The sequence below is a fragment of the Candidatus Tisiphia endosymbiont of Mystacides longicornis genome (assembly GCF_964031095.1).
In the GTDB taxonomy this organism is placed as follows: domain Bacteria; phylum Pseudomonadota; class Alphaproteobacteria; order Rickettsiales; family Rickettsiaceae; genus Tisiphia.
This window is the reverse complement of the sequence record NZ_OZ035004.1, coordinates 1,728,759-1,747,481: the sequence shown is the minus strand read 5'-3', so window position 1 is coordinate 1,747,481 and position 18,723 is coordinate 1,728,759. Positions and strand designations below refer to the sequence as shown.

Here is an 18,723-nt window from a genome sequence, read left to right as displayed (position 1 = left end):
GGCAGATTTCTTAGAACATTAAATTACTAACAAAATGAAACCATTAACTATGCAAGAAGCAAGTAACGTCTTATCAGCTTGGACTGTTTTGGAAGTATTGTCGCCTCGAACATTTTGTAAAGCAGAAGACCTAGTAGGAGGAGAAAAAAGTTTAGTTGCTTTATTAGATAATGGACTACCATAGGAGAATGGTGGCGAAGAAGTACCTCCTGAGAAAAAATTATTCTATCAAATAATAATGGGTTCGATTAGTCTTCAGAGTGTATTTTCTGCTTTAGTTAAAAAATATGGTGATACAAGTGTCGAATCAAAACAAGTATCAGGAGAAGCCATTACAGGGGTAATTACTGTAGATCAGCATGGTTGTCTTCTTAAAAATGATATATCTGTTAATTTATCAAGTTTTGCATGGGGTGCTCCTAAAGCGTTAAAAAATAGTCTTGAAAACTTAAGGGACTGGGCATTAGTTAAACAAAAAATGGAAATAGCTTTTGATGGAATCTTACGTAAAAAAGATGAAAATGGTAAAGAGCTTCCCTTGAATAAAATAATGATAGATGAGGCTTATACTTACCTTACTAATAATATTTATGGTATATCAGCAGAAATGCTAATAAATAAAAAATTTGCTCTCCGAACTTACGAATTAAGAAAAAAAGGTGATCCTGAATCAAGTAAAAAAGATGACCCTGAATCAAGTAAAAAAGATGACCCTGAATCAAGTAAAAAAGATGACCCTGAATCAAGTGAAAAAGATGGTCCTACTAAGACTGTATTACTTAACAGCTTTTACCTAAATGATTTAGCAAAAGCTAGTACTTTAATTGCTAATACTTTAGCTCAAAACCAAGATACTTCAAGTGCTTCAAGTGCTTCAAAAAACCTCTTACAATATTTAGGTGTGAATGACCTAAAACGTCAAAATATCCTAGATAAGACTGTTTTACAAAATATTCTTTCCCCTAAAAACATTCCTTCAGCAAGATGGCCTGGATTAGGACGACATCCTTTAGTATTACTTCAACAGGCTGCAGTTAATTTATCTATGACTGAACTAAAAGACAGTGGAATTCTTGCAATTAATGGACCACCAGGAACAGGAAAAACAACTTTATTACGTGATATTGTGGCAAAATTAGTTGCAGAAAGAGCAGAAGCATTACTGAATTTTGTTGATCCTGAACAAGCTTTTATTGATTCAGGGGAAAAAATACAAGCCGGAAAGGGGTGGTTCAAGATTTACAAATTAGATGAAAGACTAAAAGGTTTTGAAATATTAATCGCCTCATCTAACAATAAGGCTGTTGAAAATATTAGCACTGAATTACCTAGTTTAAAAGCCATTGCCGATAATGCAAATGATCTGCGTTATTTTAAAGCTCTATCTGATTCATTACTTGGAGGTGGAAGTTGGGGGTTGATTGCAGCAGTACTTGGCAATATGACTAATTGTAAGAATTTTAATGAAAAATTTTGGTGGGATAAGGATTTTAGCTTTTCAACATATTTAGCAAAAATAAATGGAAAACCGCAGAAATTCGAGATTAAAGATCCAGATAGTCATGAAATCATTGAAACTATATACCCTAAAATTATTGAAGAAAATAACCCACCGTCTAGTCATAGTGAAGCTTTAGAACGTTGGAAAGAAGCTAAAGAAAATTTTGAAAAAACATTAAAAGCAAGTCGAGATGAACTCTCTAAATTACAAGAAACAAGAAATTTAGTTGAAGAGTTAGAAAATTTAGAAAAAGAGTTAGGAAAGGTAGAGGATCCAGAAGATTTTTTATTAAAACATGATAAATTAAAACCACATATTATTTGGTGTATTCTAAACACTCCTTCATTTCTTGCCTGGAGAGAAAAAAGGCAAAAGATTGTTCGTCTTAATTATAAAAAGAAAAAGATTGTAACATCCTCTAAAGAATTTGAAAATCATTTGATTGATAGTAGTTTATTTACAAAATCCTCTGAAGAAATGCACCTAGTGTCCCCATGGTGTAACGAACAGACACAATTATTACGCGATGAGGTATTTATTTCCGCTATAAAACTACATAAAGCATTTATAGATGCAGCAGCCAAACCTTTACATCATAACCTTGGAGCTATGATGAAAATTTTTAGGGATTCTTTTAACGTAATAGATAAAAGCACCACTGATTTTTTACTAGACTTATGGGCATCTTTCTTCCTTGTAGTTCCTAGTGTATCAACAACTTTTGCATCTGTAGAGAAAATGTTAAAGGATATCCCTGCCAATTCTCTTGGATGGCTTATTATTGATGAAGCTGGGCAGGCTTTACCGCAAGCTGCTGTAGGGGCTATAATGAGAACAAAACGTGTTATAGTGACAGGGGATCCTCTACAAATAGAACCAGTGGTTGATTTACCTGACAATTTAACAAAAAGTATATGTAAACAATTTTCAGTAGATCCAAAACGTTTCAATGCCCCAGAAGCATCAGTGCAGACCCTATCAGATTTTGCAAATTCATATATTTATGAATTTGATACTAAGCACGGAAGTCGTTTGGTTGGTGTGCCTTTACTAGTACATAGACGTTGTGGAAATCCTATGTTTGATATTTCTAATATAATTGCTTATGGAGAATCTATGGTTCACGCCAAGAGTTCTGATAGCAGCTCTGCAATACATAAGTGTCTTGGTTCTTCTAAATGGTTTGATGTTAAAGGAGAAGCGTCAGATAAGTGGTGTCCAGAAGAAGGGCAAAAGGTACTTGAACTATTAGGTACATTAAAGAGTGCTGGAATACAGCCAAATCTGTATATTGTGACACCTTTTAGAGTTGTTGCGAATAATTTACGCAAAATTATAAAAGATAGTCATATTTTAAAATCTTGGATAACTACAGATATCTATTCTTGGCTTAATGAGCGAGTTGGAACAATACATACTGTCCAAGGTCGAGAAGCTGAAGCGGTAATTTTAGTATTAGGGGCACAAGGATCAGACCAAGATGGCAGTCGAGTATGGGTAGGCAAATTTCCTAACATCTTAAATGTAGCAGTTACCCGTGCTAAAGAAGTTATTTATGTTATAGGAAATAGGGACTTATGGAAAGAAGTTGGAGTATTCCGTGAGCTAGACAGTAGAATTAATTAAGTCTATTGTAGTCAATTTTTGGGGAATTGATATGAACTAATCTCCGAAATTATTTCAAGTATTAGGGCTATTTCGTTTAAAATACTATCCGCAACTTCTGGTGCAGGCTCTTGGTAATTGTAATGTATTCTGTACACATTATAAACTTCTGTGTCTCTAATATGAAAGGTTCCACTTGGATAACTTATGCCTATGTTATCTCCTATCTGTTTTGCAGAAATATTTGAGTAAGATGCAATTACTACTTGTTTTAGATTGGCAATAACTTCAGGTGTGTCGTGTATTGTAAGCAAAAGATGTGATTGACCTTCTGTAGAAAGAGATGAAAGCATATCTGTATAACTTCCAAAACCATACATATCATATGCCATCTGTCCTGGAACATCAAAATGTCTATCTTGCCACGGTCGCCAAAATTCAGTATTTTCAACTTCATTCAAATTTAATTGTGTTAGTTCACCAACCAACTTGGCAGCTAGTTGATCATTTTCCACCATTCTTGTATTAGATGTAGGATTATCCTGAAAATCGCTTAAATATTCGTATATTTTGCTTACTAAAGCCTGTTGTTCATTAAGTTTGCTTTGCAATGTTGCAAGATTATTTTGCTTACTAGTGAGATTATATTGAATATTACGAAATAACAATATCAAAAACCTAATTTGTGGTTGCTATATTATTTCTAAAAACCCATATATTTTATAAGGTATACAATATATTTTGGTATGTAAAGTGTATTTTATAAAAAATTAGTGAAATATTTAGTTTAGTGGCAATTATACAATGATTATATAATTTTAGTTGTAGGTAGAATTTAATTTATACACATTATTTTCTTACGACTCCTTAGACAAAAAAATCCCTAAAATACTTTATTACGCGAATTTTGGATAAGAAGTTAAAAAATTTATAATTTTTTACTGATAAATAGTTAGTGCAAGTTATTATTATGTTATAATGAAATATATAAGCAAGTTATGATTAAATAACATGTTCATGAGTTGTCATAAATTATTTAGACATAAGAGTGAATTTTAGTTGATTGAGTAAAGTATGAAAGAACAAACCCACAATAATTATCAGCCAAGAATGTTTGTTGGTACCGATGACTTCTACGATTTGTTGATTAATAGCGACATATTTGTTGATAAGAGTCTAATGATCAAGGAGTTGTTAGAAGATAGTGGTAAAGTCACCTTAATCACCCGTCCAAGGCGATGGGGGAAGAGCTTGAATATGGATATGGTGCGGAGATTTTTTGAGATAGAGGTAGATCAACATGGCAATCCTATACCACAAGAACAAAGAGTGAACTATAAACTATTTGCTGGTGGAGAGGTGGATTTGGGATTAGCAAGTGGTAGAAAAAAGTTGCTTAAACCACTTAAAATATCTAAGTATCCAGATATTCTTCTAGACTATCAAGGTCAATTTCCAGTTATTATTATAAGTTTTAAGGGGATTAGGGGTAGTAGTTATGAGGAAATTGAAAGTAAAATCAATTATCAAGTAATACAGTTATTTAGTAATTATCGTTATTTGGAGACTTATTTAACAGATAAGGAAAATTTATTAAATGATGCACAAAAGAAACAATTAACTAGATATTTTTCTGGAGAATTTAACAAAGTAGAACTTGAGAATAGTTTGAAATTTCTAAGCGATTTACTTTATAAACATTTTAATCAAAAAGTCTACATACTAATTGACGAATATGATACGCCAATTAATAGTGCCTATATGAAATTTGGCAATAATCTAGAAGAGTTTGAGGAAGTATTAGCTCTATTCCGGGCAATATTTGGCAATAGCCTTAAAACCAATGATTCATTACAAAAAGGCATCATTACCGGTATATTGCGTGTTGCTAAGGCTAATTTGTTTTCAGATTTGAATAATTTAACTGAATGTAGTTTACTAGATGAAAGATTTTCTAACAGTTACGGGTTTACTCAAGCAGAAGTTGATGAATTATTAACTAAAGTACCAACCACTACAAAGCCAGAAGAAATTAAAAATTGGTATAATGGCTATAATTTTGGCGGAGAAATCATTTATAATCCATGGTCGATTATGCAATGTTTGGCAAGTAAAGGCAAGCTTGATCATTATTGGATTGATAGTGGTGGGACTGATTGGATTGATCATGTACTGCTCTCAGACGAGATGCAACAAAATATCCAGGCTTTAGTTGCAGGTAAAACGATTACTTCTTCTATCACTAAACATATAAATTTTGCTGATATCAACCAACCAGAAGGGTTGTTTAGCTTATTATTATTTAGTGGCTACCTAAATACAACTACCAAGATGCCAGAAAGAGATATTTATGATTTATCTGCTCCTAACTACGAGGTGAAATATATTTATGAAAAAAGAATGCTACAATGGGTTACTAAACAAATAAGAATTGATAATTCTGGCTATTATTCTTTTGTTACTCTATTACCAGATGGTAAAATAGAGGCGTTTAAAGAGCGTCTGCAGGAATTGTTACTTAATTCTACTAGTTTTCACCAAACAGGAGAGAAAAAAGCCGAATTATTTTATAGTGGCTTTATGCTCGGCTTTGTTAATATGTTAGCTCCTAATTATATAATATCAAGTGAACAAGAATCAGGGGATGGCAGAGCCGACGTTATGATGATTCCAAAAATTGGCAAAGGTGATAAAGCGATGATTATCGAGTATAAAATCGCTAAATCCTCAGAAGAGCTAGCAGATATAGCTAAATCTGGTTTACAACAAATTATTAATAAAAAATATGATAGTAAAATAAAAGAGCATTCACATGTAAAACAAATATTAAAAATTTCGATGGCATTTTGTGGAAAAAATATGGAGTTGCAATATGAGGTAACGAAGCTCTAATGATGAGCGTAAGCACTTGTATAATAAGCAATTTGGTATCTGACTGGGTTCGGAAATTGTTCACTACGCCCCGCCATTTTTGTACGAGTTGTCGTTTTTTCAAAAATATCGAACAGAAAACGTAGAGAGGTCTCAAGTTTTTTGCCTCTAAGTTTCAGGTTCTGAAATACGAATTAAGAAATTACAACAATCTGATATTCTAGTGCCACTTCCTTACCGCAAAAAGCCATAGATATTTTGATGATTTTTTGAACATGGGAGTATTCTTTTATTTTAGCATCATATCGTTTTTTTGCTATTTGCTCTAGCCCATCTTTGGCAACAGATTCTAAAATATCAGGAGATTTACATATTTTATATTCAATAATAATAGCATTATCACTTTTACCTATCTTGGGTAGTAGCACAATATCCGCCCTACCGCTACCGGTTTCTCTTTCACTGTCTATTATGTAGTCAGAAGCTAAGGTATTAATCAAACCTAGCATAAAACCACTATAAAATAGCTCGGCTTTTTTCTCACCAGTTTGATAAAAACTAGTAGCATTTAACAATAATTCTTGCAACCTTTCTTTAAACTGTTCTATTTTACCTGCCGGCAGCAAAGTAGCAAAAGAATAATATCGAGAGTGATCAATTTGTAACTGATCAGTAACCCATTGGAGCATTCTGGCATTATATATATATCGTACCTCTTTATTTGGTACCGACAATTCGTAAATATCTTCTTCTGGTTTTTTAGCAACAGGGTTTAAATAACCGCTAAATAACAACAAGCTAAATAATCCTACTGGTTTGTTGATATCAGCAAAACTAATTTGTTTGACAATCGGTGAGATAATACTCTTGCCGGCAGCTAAGCTCTGTAAATCTTCCTGCATTCCATCTGACAATAATGCTTTATCAACAAGAGCCGTCCCCCCACTATCAAGCCAATAATGATCAAGTTTGCCTTTATGAGCTAAACATTGCATAATCGACCATGGATTATAGATGATTTCTCCGCCAAAATTATAACCATTATACCAAGCTTTAATTTTTTCAGGATTAGTTGCTGTTGGTACTTTTGCTAACAATTCATCAACTTCTGCTTGAGTAAAACCATAAAACTTAGAATATTTTTCATCAAGCAAGCTATACTCACTAACATTATTCAAATCCGAAAATAAATTAGCTTTAGCAACCCGTAATATGCCGGTTATTACGCCTTTTTCTAAATAAGGATTAGTTTTTAAACTACTGCCAAACATCCCGCGAAACATTTCAAGTACCTGTTCAAACTCTTCTGGCTTGTTACCAAACTTAATGTATGAACTATTGATCGGCGTATCATATTCATCGATTAATATGTAAACTTTTTGACCAAAATGTTTGTACAGCACTTCGCTCAAAACCCGTAAACTATCTTTTAAGTCATTTCTCTCAAGTTTCCCATCAAAATATCTCCTTAGTTTTTCTTTTTGGGCATTATTTAATAGTCCTGTATCTTCTGTTACATGATGATTTAAGTAATGATGACTTGCAAATAATTCTATAATTTGATCCTTAATACCTAGTTCTATTTCTTGATAACTACTACCTTTTACATCTTTAAGATTGAGCAAAATCACCGGAAATTGACCTTGTTGAGTCATGGCATATTCATTGCCGTTAATCTTTAAAGGCTCTAAAGTCCTTTTTCCTTTAATACCTAAATTGATTTCCCCACCGGTAAAGAGAATGCGATTAACTCTATCTTCTTCAGGTAAAGGCGTACCTCTCTTATCCACCTCTATCTCAAAAAATTTCTGGAGCATATTCATATTCAAGCTCTTACCCCACCGCCTTGGTCTAGTAATTAGGATAACTTTACCACTATCTTCTAGCAATTCCTTTATCATTAGACTTTTATCAACAAAGACATCACTATTAACTAGCAGGTCATAGAATTCATCGGTACCTACCATCATTCTTGGTGGTTTATTATTTTCCATATAAATATCTTGATTGGTTGTGTTATAATTAAAAAGCTTAATAATCTTATTATTTCATTACAGAAATTGTACCATAAATAAGCTACCAGCACTAGCAATTATCTTTTTGAATTTAAATAAGGGTGTATATTTTATGCTTGCAAAACTCTTAAAAAAGTAGTTTCATATTAGTTATGATAAAATTGATGTTGTTTTTTACGTCCTTAAAATAATTAAAAATGTAAGTGTTATGTTTGGTGTTTTAGAAGTAGGTAGAGGAATCCAAGTACTCTATGAATACGTAAAAGCAGAAATATTGGAATCAGATTTTTTTGCTCTCCAGCCTAAAGATTATCAAAGATTGGAAGAATCTGAGCGAGATCAAAAATGGTATATGCTAAATCCAGAAAAGCTTAACAAAAATTATATCGAAGAAAAGGCTGCTTTTCTTGTAAATGAAAGAGAAAAATATATTTTGCTAAGAGCAGTTCATTTTATTAATACAAGTACTGCAGAAATGCCAGTGGAGTCATCATTTCTAGAAAGGCTACTTTACACCAAAAAATTTGTACCTTCATGTTTCTTTTCTAGTAAGCCCAAAACAACAAATAACGATTCTCGCATTATACAACTACATGACAAAGTCTAAAGTGCTTTTACTCTCTTGAGTTCGATTATAAACTAAATAGCACTCATAAAACTTTGTATTGAATTTTATAGTTTCAATTTAACAAATGATAATATGTATATGGTGCCGCTAGCAGGAATTGAACCTGCGACCTCATCATTACCAATGATGTGCTCTACCTCTGAGCTATAGCGGCCTATAGTCAATTGATGAGAAGTTGGGGGCGTCGTCACTCGTCGTTCGCCTATTACTTATAGGCGTCGCTCCATCGTTCCTAGCCCCAAATTCTCCTGAATTAACTATAGAAAGAAGTTCTAGGAGGCTGCCGGAGATAATCATTTATATTTATGTGCAGCTATAATCTTTTTTGTCAATTCAGTGTTTGATTTTCAGTTGATTATTGATTCTATACCATAATAATCAACTGAAACTATAGTGGTAGGATTTTCGTTATTGCTAATTTGATTTCTAATGGTTTCCAATTGAGATTTATCATATTCCTCAACATTTAGCATAGCCAATTTATTTGTGAAATATTCCTCACTTTCTCTTACCACTCCTAACAATTAACTACGATCCTCAACAAGAATTTATCACTTATGATATACAGGTTATGCAAGAGGTCTAGTTGCATGGCTGGGCATTATACAGGATTATAATTATGCCACCAACACAACATTAACTATTTTATGCCCGCCCTTACTAGAGAATTTTACTTTACCTTTAACCAAGGCAAATAACGTATGATCTCTTCCAATCCCAACATTTTCACCTGGGTAAATTTTAGTACCCCGTTGCCTAACAATTATATTACCTGATATGACATATTGTCCATCAGATTTTTTAGTACCTAATCTACGACCGGCTGAGTCTCTCCCATTCCTGGAACTACCACCAGCTTTTTTAGTTGCCATCTATATATCCTTATAAATCCAGTTATAATTTAGTAATGTCTAATATTTTCAGTTCGGTTAATTCCTGCCTATGACCATTCTTTCGACGATAATTCTGGCGACGTTTTTTCTTAAAGACAATAATCTTATTATCTTTAAACTGGTTAGTAATTTCAGCTGTAACAAGAGCCCCTTGAACTATTGGCGTACCGATAAAAGATGGTTTTGAATCTTCACCAATCATCAACACCTGATCAAGTTGAACTTTTGCCCCTCTATCACCGTCAATTCTTTCTATTTTGATGACACTGTTTTTGCCGACTTTATACTGTTTTCCGCCTGCTTTGACGATTGCGAACATGAGAAATATCCTAAACTAAAATTTAAACAAACTAAGTCCTTAAACAAAACTAAGTCGGCATTATATTACCACCATCTATTTTAGTCAATGGGAAATCGCAAATAAAATCGATAACCCCCTAAATTAGATTATATTAATGTTATTGTAATAATATTAATTAATCCTTCTTAAGATTTTAATCTTAATTAAATAATTTTTATACCTCTTGTTGACATAGGTTAATCACTATGATACACCAGATGTTGCTTAATCAAGTTAATATACTCAAAAATTTGTATTAATATTTTATCCATACACTAGTGGGTATTAAGTAAAAATCTGTTGTGGTGAGTTATTTTTTAAAATGAAAAATGGTAAATATGTCTAAAAAAAAACAAAAATTCTTAAAAAATTTGCTGACCAGCGTGTCAGTTGCCTCTGTTTTAGCAAGTATGGGATGGAGCAGCGTTGCTTTTGCAGGTCGTGGAGTTAATACTGATGGTAGTAGTAAACTTAGTGAGAAGATAGATGCCAAGAATGGTAATAATGATTGGATGATTCTTAATAAGGAAAATGATATAATTATAGTTGATGAACACGCTCCTGAAAGAATAGGTGGGATAAAAGTGCAAGCTAATCCAGGTCATGATGGTTGGCCTTGGCCTTGTCCTCGGGGTGATAGTCTTATAATAAATAATAACATTACTATAGGATCTATATCTGGTGGTGCTGCTAGCTCTATAACGGCTAGAATTAATAGCAATAAGACATTAATATTAGATGGAAACGCTTATGGTGATGTTGGAATAAATACCTATGATAAATTAGGCTCAATAAGATTTAATGGTGAAGGCTCAACCCTTATAATTAAATCTGCTAAAAAGGCTGATGATACTGCTAGGAATATAAAACTCTCTGGTCCTATCACTACGAATACACATAAAGAAGGAACGTTAATCTTTGAAGGAAATGGCGAGGTAACTGGAACGATTGGTGCTGATAAAAAGGCTTTAAAAAAGATAGAAATAGGTAATGGAACAGTTTCTTTATATGGGAATGTTTTTACTAATCAGACTAATCTTACCCATGAAAATTCTGTACTTAAGATTGGGAATAATGTAACAATCAATGGGGCTATCACTACAGATATTAATGGTAAGGGAACATTAAGCTTTGCAGAAATTGGCAAGGCTGGAGCAATAGGGACTGGTACTGCTGTTTTAGCTACAGTAGATATAGGGGCTGGAGAAGTTAATTTAGAAGATCATGTTTTTGCTACTAATACTAATCTTACCCATAAAAATTCTATACTTAAGCTAAAAGCTGGTAAAAGAATCACTGGCGCTATATATAATACTAGCGGTACAGATAATCAGGGTACATTAACCTTCCTGGGATTTGGTAGGGTAACTAAAAATATCGGTGCTAATGGTGCTGCTTTAGCCGAGATTAATATTGTTGATGGTAATGTCAATTTAGAAGGAGATGTTTTTACTGAAAAACTTAACTTCACTAATGTCGATAAAACTGTAACAATTGGTGGTGATTTTACGGGTGGAGTTGATTTTGGTAAGGGAGGAACGTTAACCTTTAATAAGCCTGTTGTTCCTGAGAAGCCTGCAACATTCAATTCAACAATAGCCGGTGGTGAGCATGGCACTTTAAATGTTCAGGTTACCCTCATAGCTACCAATGCAGAGATTGGCAATATTAAGACTATAAATATTGGTACTCCTGCTATTCTTCCTCCTCCTCTTGATGCTCCTACTGCTAATACTCTAGTAATAAATGCTTCAAATAATGACGTTCATCTCCTTGCTGCTAATGGAGCGGAAATCAACTTCTTGCATGAAGATTCAGAATTGGGATTGATTACTTTAGGAATTGGAAACAGTCACTCCATAATCTTTGAGAATAATTTACCAGGAAAAATTGGTAATGGAGGGAGAGTAGCAATGGTTGGTATTGACGGTGCTACTTTAACTGTAAAAGCTAATGGTGACAAAGCTCTTGGTACAGCTGCTAGAAGTCTAAAGCACATTGCAGCTTATGGTAATGTGATTATCACAGGAGATGGTATTAATAAACTTGATATCAGTAATACTAAGAAGTTGAGCATTGTTTATAACCCAAGAAAGGAGGGAACAAAATTTGTTGATGAAAGTGGTACTTCAGCCTCGATTGCTCAAATCGATATTGGACAATCTAAACATGCTGCTGGTTTTACTATAGACCCTTCTACCGACACCGGTTCAGCAACTTACGTACTAGATGCTAAACATGGTCCTATTAATATTTTATCCAACAGAGGTGGCGGTAGTCGTAATGCAATTAATTTCATACATCCAGAGGCTAGATTAACATTACGGAATAGTAGCGATCAAAACAGAATGATAACTTTAGACAATAATCTAGACCCAGGTACTAATGATACAGGTATAGTTGAGTTTGATTCTGTTGAGGAAGATACAACATTGACGATTGACGGAGTAGATAAAATTTTAGGTACTGCTGATAATAAACTAAAAAAGATAATTTTCTCTGGAGCTGGTAGCTTTGATATTAAGCCTACTCTTAATACTGTGGAAATAGAATTAAATGCCGCTATGGTAAACCTGGGGAAGATTAATAGTAAAGTTAGTTTTATTAGTACTCAATATGCAATTTTAACCTTAAAAGAAGATAGTACTATAAGTAACATTACCACAACTGGCAATAAATTGCATAGTTTAGCATTAAATGCAAATCTTACCATTGCAGGTGATGTTGGATCATCTGAGAACAGATTAGAAGAGATTAAATTACTAGGTGATTACACAATCGCTGTCAATAGTAAAAATTTCTATTCCAATGTATCGACCGAAAAGAATAATAGCGGTAAAGTAATATTCAAGTCGGACGATAGCGTTGCTTATGGTAATCTAGGGGCGGATAAATTGAGATTGTCTGATGTAATTTTTGATAGCAATTCAACGGTAAAAGCTGATATTTATTCTAAGAAAATAACAATTAATGCTGATAAAACTGTAACTTTTGCTGGTATTGAAAACAGAACTATAGCTGTCCCAGGAGTAAATGTAGATAGAGCTGAATTACCAAGGCTATTAAAAGAGTTTACCTATTCCACGGTAATTGATTCAGAAGAGGTAAATGCTAAGGGATCGTCCAAGATAAGATTTGATAATGCCGCCTTGGTTAAAGCTTCAATTAATAGTGAAAAGATAATATTAGCAGATAATGTTTGGTTTAAAGAAAAAGTAGATTCAACAGCCCCTGTAAGTTTTGCTAATAAGTATGTGCTATTAGAAAAAGACATTAAGTTTGCTGGTATTGAAGCAAATCAAGCTAAGATAATTAGCTTGTCTGGAAATCAAACTATCACTGGTGATTTAGTCGCTAAAGATTTAACAATAGATATAGGGACTAATCAGTTAAAATATGTTGGTAATGCCAAGCTGACAGGAACGCTACAGCTGAACACTTTCTATGATACCTCAAAAATGGCAGGTGGTAATATAGAAATTCAGAGGGATAGTAAATTAGATTTATCAGAACTAGACAAGCTGAATATAAAAGTAATAGCTCGATCTGATATTAACAAAATTTCTGAAGATACCAAATATGTTCTGGTTTCGTCAGTTGATAAAGATGGTCTTACTGTAATTGATAAAAACAAAGTTAACCTTGTGTCAGAGGAACAAAACCGCTTTGTTAGCTGGATCGTTGATCTTAACACTCTGACCCTATCTGCCAAGGATATTTCTAAGGAAGTTTTAGCGAGAGAATTGCAGGAATTATCGGGAGAACCATGGGAAGAATCAAGGGAAGAATTAGAGGAAGCAAAAAAATCTGATGCTATCTTATCAGAAGAAGCAATATTTATTAAACAATTGATTGAGGTAACTGATACAAAGAGTGAGGCTGCTAGCTACAAAAATAAACTTGGTTTTATGAATAAAGATAACGCCCACTTGGAGATTGAAAGGCTGCTGTCTAGTAATGAAAATTTGACTGCAGTAGAAGTTGCTCTAAAAGATTTGGTATCTATAATAAGCGAAGCAATTTCTCAAGTTACTAGCCAAATTACTTCAAGGTCTGTGAATATACTGCAGGTTCCTATACCATCGGGTGATGATGATAAGATAATGTACGGAGTATGGGGTAGTCCATTTTATAGTACTGCTAACCAAAAAATGCAAAAAGGAGTTAGTGGTTACAACATGAAATCGGCTGGTGGAATAGTTGGTTTTGACGGTTTAATAAATGATGACTTGCTAATTGGTGCAGCTTATAGCTTAATTGATACAAACATGTCTCATAAGAATCAGAAAAATGGCGATAAAACTAACGGCAAAACTAATGTCTTCTCGGTATACGGCTTATATAAATTCTCAACTAATTGGTTTGCTGAAGGTGTAGCATCATATGGCATAACTGATATTAAAAGCTCAGAAAGACGGATACTCCCAACTAATGTAAGAAATGTTACTACTCTAGGCACAGTCACCGCTAAATATAAATCTATTTCTTATAGTGGTCAGCTACTTACCGGATATAGTTACCAGGCTTCTGAAAATTTAACTATTACCCCAACTATTGGGTTTAGATACTCACAATTTACGGATTCTGGTTATACAAAAACTGGGGCAGCCTGTCAAAGCTTAGTTGTTAAAAAGCGATCATACAATAAATTTGAAGGTATTTTGGGTCTAAGAACCTCGGCAAACATCCAACTTGACCAATTACTATTAATACCAGAATTGCATGGTTACGTTAATTATGACTTCAAAGGAAAATCGCCAATAATTGATGTACGGTTAGATGGAATAGATAAACCATTACCAATCAAGTCAGTTAAACCGTATACTTGCAGCAAAACTGCATAACTTTATCTAATTTTTTTGTTAGTATGAATTTTTTATACATTTGGGTTTCATACTATGCAAATACCATCGATTACTATTGAGCAAGTAGCTCAGCAATTTAAAGCTTGGCGTCAAACTAAAACTAATAAGTTTGATCCTATACCAAACCATCTAAAGGAATTAGTTCACCAATTACTCCATCATTATTCTTACCAAGAGATAGCTAAACATCTTAATATTAATAAAGCAACAATTAGTTCAACTAAAAAAGCCCATGAACCTACCATCAAAACTTCTTCTGTCTCAACTTCAAATCAATCCCTACAACAAAATATTAATTTTCTCCCATTTCAACTAGTAAATTCTATAGATACCGATCCTGTAGCTGCTCCCAAGCAAAATCACTATACTTGTCACATTATTAAACCAAATGGTACCAAGCTTATTATCCAAACACTAGAGCCAAAAACTATAATTCAGACATTTTTATGCTGCAACTAACCCCGGCGTCAGTTATTTTTGTTGCCACTATTGCCATCGATTTTCGCAAGGGTATCGATGGCTTAATCGCTGTTTGTAGACAAAAACTTTCTTCTGACCCTCTTAATGGTTCCTTGTTTTTATTCTATAATAAAAACAGAACTGCCATTAAAATTTTGTCCTTTGACGGTCAAGGCTTTTGGCTATGCTCTAAACGCCTATCCAAAGGTAAATTTACGGCAAAACTTTTCCCATCTGATAATTCATCTTACCAAATTTGTTATAGAACCTTACACATTCTTATTCATAATGGCGATCCTAGTTCTGCCAAATTCTCTAATGATTGGCTTCCTGTCGTTTAAGCTGCTGTCTCGATTAATTCCGTATTATTCATATATCTTGCATAGGCAAAAGGCGTATAATCCTCAGGATGCTTCTTTGCTTTGCTACTATGCTCTTGTAGCCAATTTAAATATTTAAAGGCATTGATCTCGTTCTCACTACAAGTCTTTACTATACTATACAGACCACTATGTATCTCAGCACTATTGATTGTTTTAAAGAATAATGAATTCTTCCTTTGTAAAATAATGGTACGCAGTGATCTCTCAGCCCAATTATTATCAAGATTGCTAACTGGGATTTTTAAAAATTGGGTCAAACCTTCTTTATTATTTATCCAATATTTCATAGCTTGTCCAAGCCTACTATTAGGCTCAACTTTCTTGTCGTTAAATAATTCGTCTATTTTGTTATATATGTTTTCTATATATTTACTGCTATGTTCCTGATGATACCCAAGTTTCTCTTCAGGACTCATCTCTTTACATTGATGTTCATTGTGGTAAATCCCACGTGTTTGTTTGAGAAAATATCCGCATTCTTCAGGGTAATATAGTTCATTTTCTGTAAATTTTCTCTGACCATGTGACAAACAATTGATCATCACTATTATTGCCAGTAATTCTTTATCTGCTTCTGATAATACCGGGTTATTATTGTTACTTGCGTCAGTCATTAATTGGATAGAATCTGTTCTATTCTTACGATTCTTTAGTACGTTACCTATATTTTCTCCACCATGCCTATTACCGGTAAAATATAAAACTATTACCTCATTATTTGCAGTCTTAGCACATATTGTAGTAGTATAACAGCTGCGTCCTTTCTTATTTTGAGTACGTAATTTTTTATTGGCTATAGTAATTTCTAAAATCCTAGCTCTAGTATCATCAAGGTTCAGTGAACTACATTCGGCAGCCATTTCCAATAATACCCCGTAAATTTCAGCTCCACCACCTTCTTGCCAAACATCTAAATATTGTTGCCAGAGCGAGCTGTATGCTATAGGAACCCCGCTTAAACTCTGTAGCCTAGATAAACGGTAGAAAGGAGTACCATAGGTCTTTTGTAACACTATTGCACTTCTGCTACTATTTGTCCATTTGTTGATATTTTTATTGTTCATAACTGTATAATCGCAAGCATTACAGCGTAACGTTTTCTTTACATATCTGTTGACTGTAATTGGAGCATTACCTGTAAATTGTAGCAATTTTCTAGCTTCACTATTATATAGTTTGCCATTATAGCAGTGAGGACAGCTATCACCACTACAAAAATTCTCAGGAGTTAAATAGCTGGTATTCGCATCCTTATAATCATCAAACCCATATTTACCTTGCCAATTACTACGATCTATCTTTTTGGGCTTATCGCACTCTCCTTCATTACCACCATTCCCGTTATCAGATTCACCTGGCGGTTCTTTTAATGAATCTGAACTATCTTTTTTTTGTGATCTGCCTTAAAACCAATCAGCATTTCCTTAAGCTTATTTATACTGATATTTGATGATGCTAGCTTGTCTATTAGCTCGTTACAAAATTTCACAAGCTCTACTATCGTTTGCTGTTCATCTCCCGTTAATGAACTTTCCTTGACATGCTGTATTAGTTCTTCTCGTTCTTCAGCACTTAAGGTCGCTACTTTTGGTTTTTTCATTTGATTAATTATCATTATTATTAATATTTCAAATATTATAATATGACTGCTACTTTTTCAACTAGTTTTTTTATTAATCTGTTTTTTATTAATCGGTGATATTTGCATAGTAGAAATCCAAATTTATACAATAAATTCATACTAGCAAAGAAATTAGATAGTGTTACGCAGTTTTGCTGCAAGTATACGTTAAACCTGACAAATTATCTTTTACTTTTGGTACTGGTTTAACTGCGAAATACCATATGATGGAGTATGGCATTATCTATAATGCTCACATTGCTAGCAAATATATTGGTCATCAAGGTATAGTTAAACCCGTTGAATTAGATGACATTATATGGTATAAATAAGAGAAAAAATGTCAACAAGCCCATATAGTAAAGATTTAAGAAAAAAAGTAATAAGTTATATAGAAAAAGGTAATAGTCAAAGAGCGGCTGCCAAGATATTCGATATACATAAAAATACAATTAGTCGCTGGAACGTAAGGAAGAGAAAGGAAGGAACGATATTAGCAAAAGCTAGAGTAGGTTTTAAAAGTAAAGTTGATAAGCAAAAGTTAGCAAATTTTGTAAGAAATAATCCAAATATGAGATTACAAGATATTGGTAAAGAGTTTGGAATTGCGAGGTCTCAAACTGGAAGGATATTAAAACAGCTAGGTTTTAGTTATAAAAAAAAACCTTTACCTACATGGAGTCAAGTGTAGACAGACGAGCTGAATATTTAGAAGAGATCAATAAATATGATAAAGGGCAAATAGTGCATATTGATGAAAGCGGTATAGATACAGGTATTTGCCAAGATAGAGGCTGGAGTAAAACAGGAGAATTACTGATTGGAAAGAAGAGTGGGAAACACTATCAAAGAACTAATATCATAGCTGGCTTGGTAAACAATCAATCAATAGCTCCTTTTGTTTTTAATGGAACGTGCAATACAGAGTTATTTAATAATTGGGTTGAGAAGTTTTTAATTAAAGAGTTAAAAGCAGGACAAGTTGTAGTGATGGATAATGCTAGTTTCCATAAATCAAAGAAAACAAAGGAATTAATAGAATCAGTTGGTTGCAAGCTTATTTTTTTACCGCCATATTCACCAGACTTAAATCCCATAGAGAAGTTTTGGGCTAATATGAAACGATGGATTAAAAATAAGGTAACAGAAACCAGCAAATTATTTGAAATTATTACTATGTTCTTTGTCACCTAATTTTATGGGTTTAACTATAGTTTGAAGGTTAAAATGAATTTTTAGCTTAATACTACAGTTGTAGATTGAATGTGAGTGTTCACGGAAAAAAGGTTAAAGTATAAGATGTCATTGCGAGGAGGTTGCCACAACTGTTGAAAGTTAGAAGGTGGAGCGGATTTTAGATAGCTTTTTCGTCATTGCGAGACCACGCAAGTAGGTCGTGGCAATCCATTTTTGTGTCACCCCTGCGTAGGTAGGGGGCTAGATTCCCGCTTACGCGGGAATGACAAATTAGATGTGGGAATGACAGGATAAAAACGTCATTGCGAGGAGATCGTAAGGTCGACAAAGCAATCCAAGAAAAAG

18 protein-coding genes and 1 tRNA gene are annotated in these 18,723 nt (G+C 33.5%); 10 read left to right on the top strand and 9 right to left on the bottom strand.

The annotated features are described in order from the left end of the window. Nucleotides 1-34 precede the first annotated feature (34 nt). Nucleotides 35-184, top strand: a complete 150-nt coding sequence (locus tag ACQH6S_RS08905; protein WP_425360130.1) for a hypothetical protein — start codon at nucleotides 35-37, stop codon at nucleotides 182-184. Between the two features lie 54 nt (nucleotides 185-238). Next, nucleotides 239-3,127 carry a DEAD/DEAH box helicase gene (locus tag ACQH6S_RS08900; protein ID WP_425364542.1) on the top strand — a complete coding sequence of 963 codons (2,889 nt, stop codon included), beginning with the start codon at nucleotides 239-241 and terminating at the stop codon, nucleotides 3,125-3,127. An 11-nt stretch (nucleotides 3,128-3,138) separates the two neighbouring features. Here the strand turns inward: ACQH6S_RS08900 and ACQH6S_RS08895 are convergent, their stop codons facing one another. Then, complete coding sequence (locus tag ACQH6S_RS08895; RefSeq protein ID WP_425364541.1) at nucleotides 3,139-3,780, bottom strand: hypothetical protein; 642 nt, start codon at nucleotides 3,778-3,780, stop codon at nucleotides 3,139-3,141. A 400-nt stretch (nucleotides 3,781-4,180) separates the two neighbouring features. Between ACQH6S_RS08895 and ACQH6S_RS08890 the strand changes: the two genes are divergently transcribed. Further along, complete coding sequence (locus ACQH6S_RS08890; protein WP_425364540.1) at nucleotides 4,181-5,998, top strand: AAA family ATPase; 1,818 nt, start codon at nucleotides 4,181-4,183, stop codon at nucleotides 5,996-5,998. Between the two features lie 173 nt (nucleotides 5,999-6,171). Here the strand turns inward: ACQH6S_RS08890 and ACQH6S_RS08885 are convergent, their stop codons facing one another. After that, complete coding sequence (locus ACQH6S_RS08885; protein ID WP_425360134.1) at nucleotides 6,172-7,971, bottom strand: AAA family ATPase; 1,800 nt, start codon at nucleotides 7,969-7,971, stop codon at nucleotides 6,172-6,174. Between the two features lie 229 nt (nucleotides 7,972-8,200). Between ACQH6S_RS08885 and ACQH6S_RS08880 the strand changes: the two genes are divergently transcribed. Next, nucleotides 8,201-8,599, top strand: coding sequence for a hypothetical protein (locus ACQH6S_RS08880; protein ID WP_094649744.1), 399 nt, complete (start codon nucleotides 8,201-8,203; stop codon nucleotides 8,597-8,599). 100 nt (nucleotides 8,600-8,699) lie between these two features. Here ACQH6S_RS08880 and ACQH6S_RS08875 read toward each other — a convergent pair. From ACQH6S_RS08875 to rplU, 5 genes are all read right to left on the bottom strand, one after another. Then, nucleotides 8,700-8,774: transfer RNA gene (locus ACQH6S_RS08875), tRNA-Thr, on the bottom strand. Continuing rightward, on the bottom strand, nucleotides 8,765-8,917 hold the full coding sequence (locus ACQH6S_RS08870) for a palindromic element RPE2 domain-containing protein (protein WP_341748679.1): 153 nt from the start codon (nucleotides 8,915-8,917) through the stop codon (nucleotides 8,765-8,767). The genes ACQH6S_RS08875 and ACQH6S_RS08870 overlap by 10 nt, the downstream gene beginning before the upstream one ends. Before the next feature lie 50 nt (nucleotides 8,918-8,967). Then, nucleotides 8,968-9,135, bottom strand: coding sequence for a hypothetical protein (locus ACQH6S_RS08865; RefSeq protein WP_341748680.1), 168 nt, complete (start codon nucleotides 9,133-9,135; stop codon nucleotides 8,968-8,970). A 102-nt stretch (nucleotides 9,136-9,237) separates the two neighbouring features. Then, a complete protein-coding gene (gene rpmA, locus ACQH6S_RS08860) occupies nucleotides 9,238-9,492 on the bottom strand; it encodes a 50S ribosomal protein L27 (protein ID WP_341748681.1) in 255 nt (84 codons plus the stop codon). 22 nt (nucleotides 9,493-9,514) lie between these two features. Beyond that, the gene (rplU, locus tag ACQH6S_RS08855; protein WP_094649747.1) at nucleotides 9,515-9,832 is read right to left on the bottom strand and encodes a 50S ribosomal protein L21; all 318 of its coding nucleotides are present in this window, start codon (nucleotides 9,830-9,832) and stop codon (nucleotides 9,515-9,517) included. 359 nt (nucleotides 9,833-10,191) lie between these two features. Here rplU and ACQH6S_RS08850 point away from each other — a divergent pair, with 359 nt between their 5' ends. From ACQH6S_RS08850 to tnpB, 3 genes are read left to right on the top strand one after another with little or no spacing between them, the layout of a single operon-like run. After that, nucleotides 10,192-14,697: an autotransporter domain-containing protein gene (locus tag ACQH6S_RS08850; protein WP_425364539.1), complete on the top strand. Its 4,506-nt coding sequence runs from the start codon at nucleotides 10,192-10,194 to the stop codon at nucleotides 14,695-14,697. 54 nt (nucleotides 14,698-14,751) lie between these two features. Continuing rightward, nucleotides 14,752-15,177 (top strand): hypothetical protein, encoded by a 426-nt coding sequence (locus ACQH6S_RS08845; RefSeq protein WP_341758053.1) that lies wholly within the window; start codon nucleotides 14,752-14,754, stop codon nucleotides 15,175-15,177. After that, nucleotides 15,165-15,518 (top strand): IS66 family insertion sequence element accessory protein TnpB, encoded by a 354-nt coding sequence (tnpB, locus tag ACQH6S_RS08840; RefSeq protein ID WP_341752109.1) that lies wholly within the window; start codon nucleotides 15,165-15,167, stop codon nucleotides 15,516-15,518. Before ACQH6S_RS08845 ends, tnpB begins: the two co-directional genes overlap by 13 nt. On the opposite strand, the gene ACQH6S_RS08835 is transcribed toward tnpB, so the two are convergent. Both ACQH6S_RS08835 and ACQH6S_RS08830 read right to left on the bottom strand, forming a co-directional pair. After that, nucleotides 15,515-16,624 carry an IS66 family transposase gene (locus tag ACQH6S_RS08835; protein WP_425364395.1) on the bottom strand — a complete coding sequence of 370 codons (1,110 nt, stop codon included), beginning with the start codon at nucleotides 16,622-16,624 and terminating at the stop codon, nucleotides 15,515-15,517. The two genes, tnpB and ACQH6S_RS08835, sit on opposite strands and share 4 nt — an antisense overlap. A gap of 302 nt (nucleotides 16,625-16,926) precedes the next feature. Then, nucleotides 16,927-17,175, bottom strand: coding sequence for a hypothetical protein (locus tag ACQH6S_RS08830; RefSeq protein ID WP_341758049.1), 249 nt, complete (start codon nucleotides 17,173-17,175; stop codon nucleotides 16,927-16,929). Between the two features lie 158 nt (nucleotides 17,176-17,333). Here ACQH6S_RS08830 and ACQH6S_RS08825 point away from each other — a divergent pair, with 158 nt between their 5' ends. From ACQH6S_RS08825 to ACQH6S_RS08815, 3 genes are read left to right on the top strand one after another with little or no spacing between them, the layout of a single operon-like run. Then, the gene (locus ACQH6S_RS08825) at nucleotides 17,334-17,513 is read left to right on the top strand and encodes a hypothetical protein (RefSeq protein ID WP_425364538.1); all 180 of its coding nucleotides are present in this window, start codon (nucleotides 17,334-17,336) and stop codon (nucleotides 17,511-17,513) included. 8 nt (nucleotides 17,514-17,521) lie between these two features. Continuing rightward, complete coding sequence (locus ACQH6S_RS08820) at nucleotides 17,522-17,872, top strand: IS630 transposase-related protein (RefSeq protein ID WP_425360020.1); 351 nt, start codon at nucleotides 17,522-17,524, stop codon at nucleotides 17,870-17,872. Next, entirely contained in the window at nucleotides 17,857-18,375 is a 519-nt protein-coding gene (locus ACQH6S_RS08815) for an IS630 family transposase (RefSeq protein WP_425360021.1), read from the top strand. Before ACQH6S_RS08820 ends, ACQH6S_RS08815 begins: the two co-directional genes overlap by 16 nt. Nucleotides 18,376-18,723 lie beyond the last annotated feature (348 nt).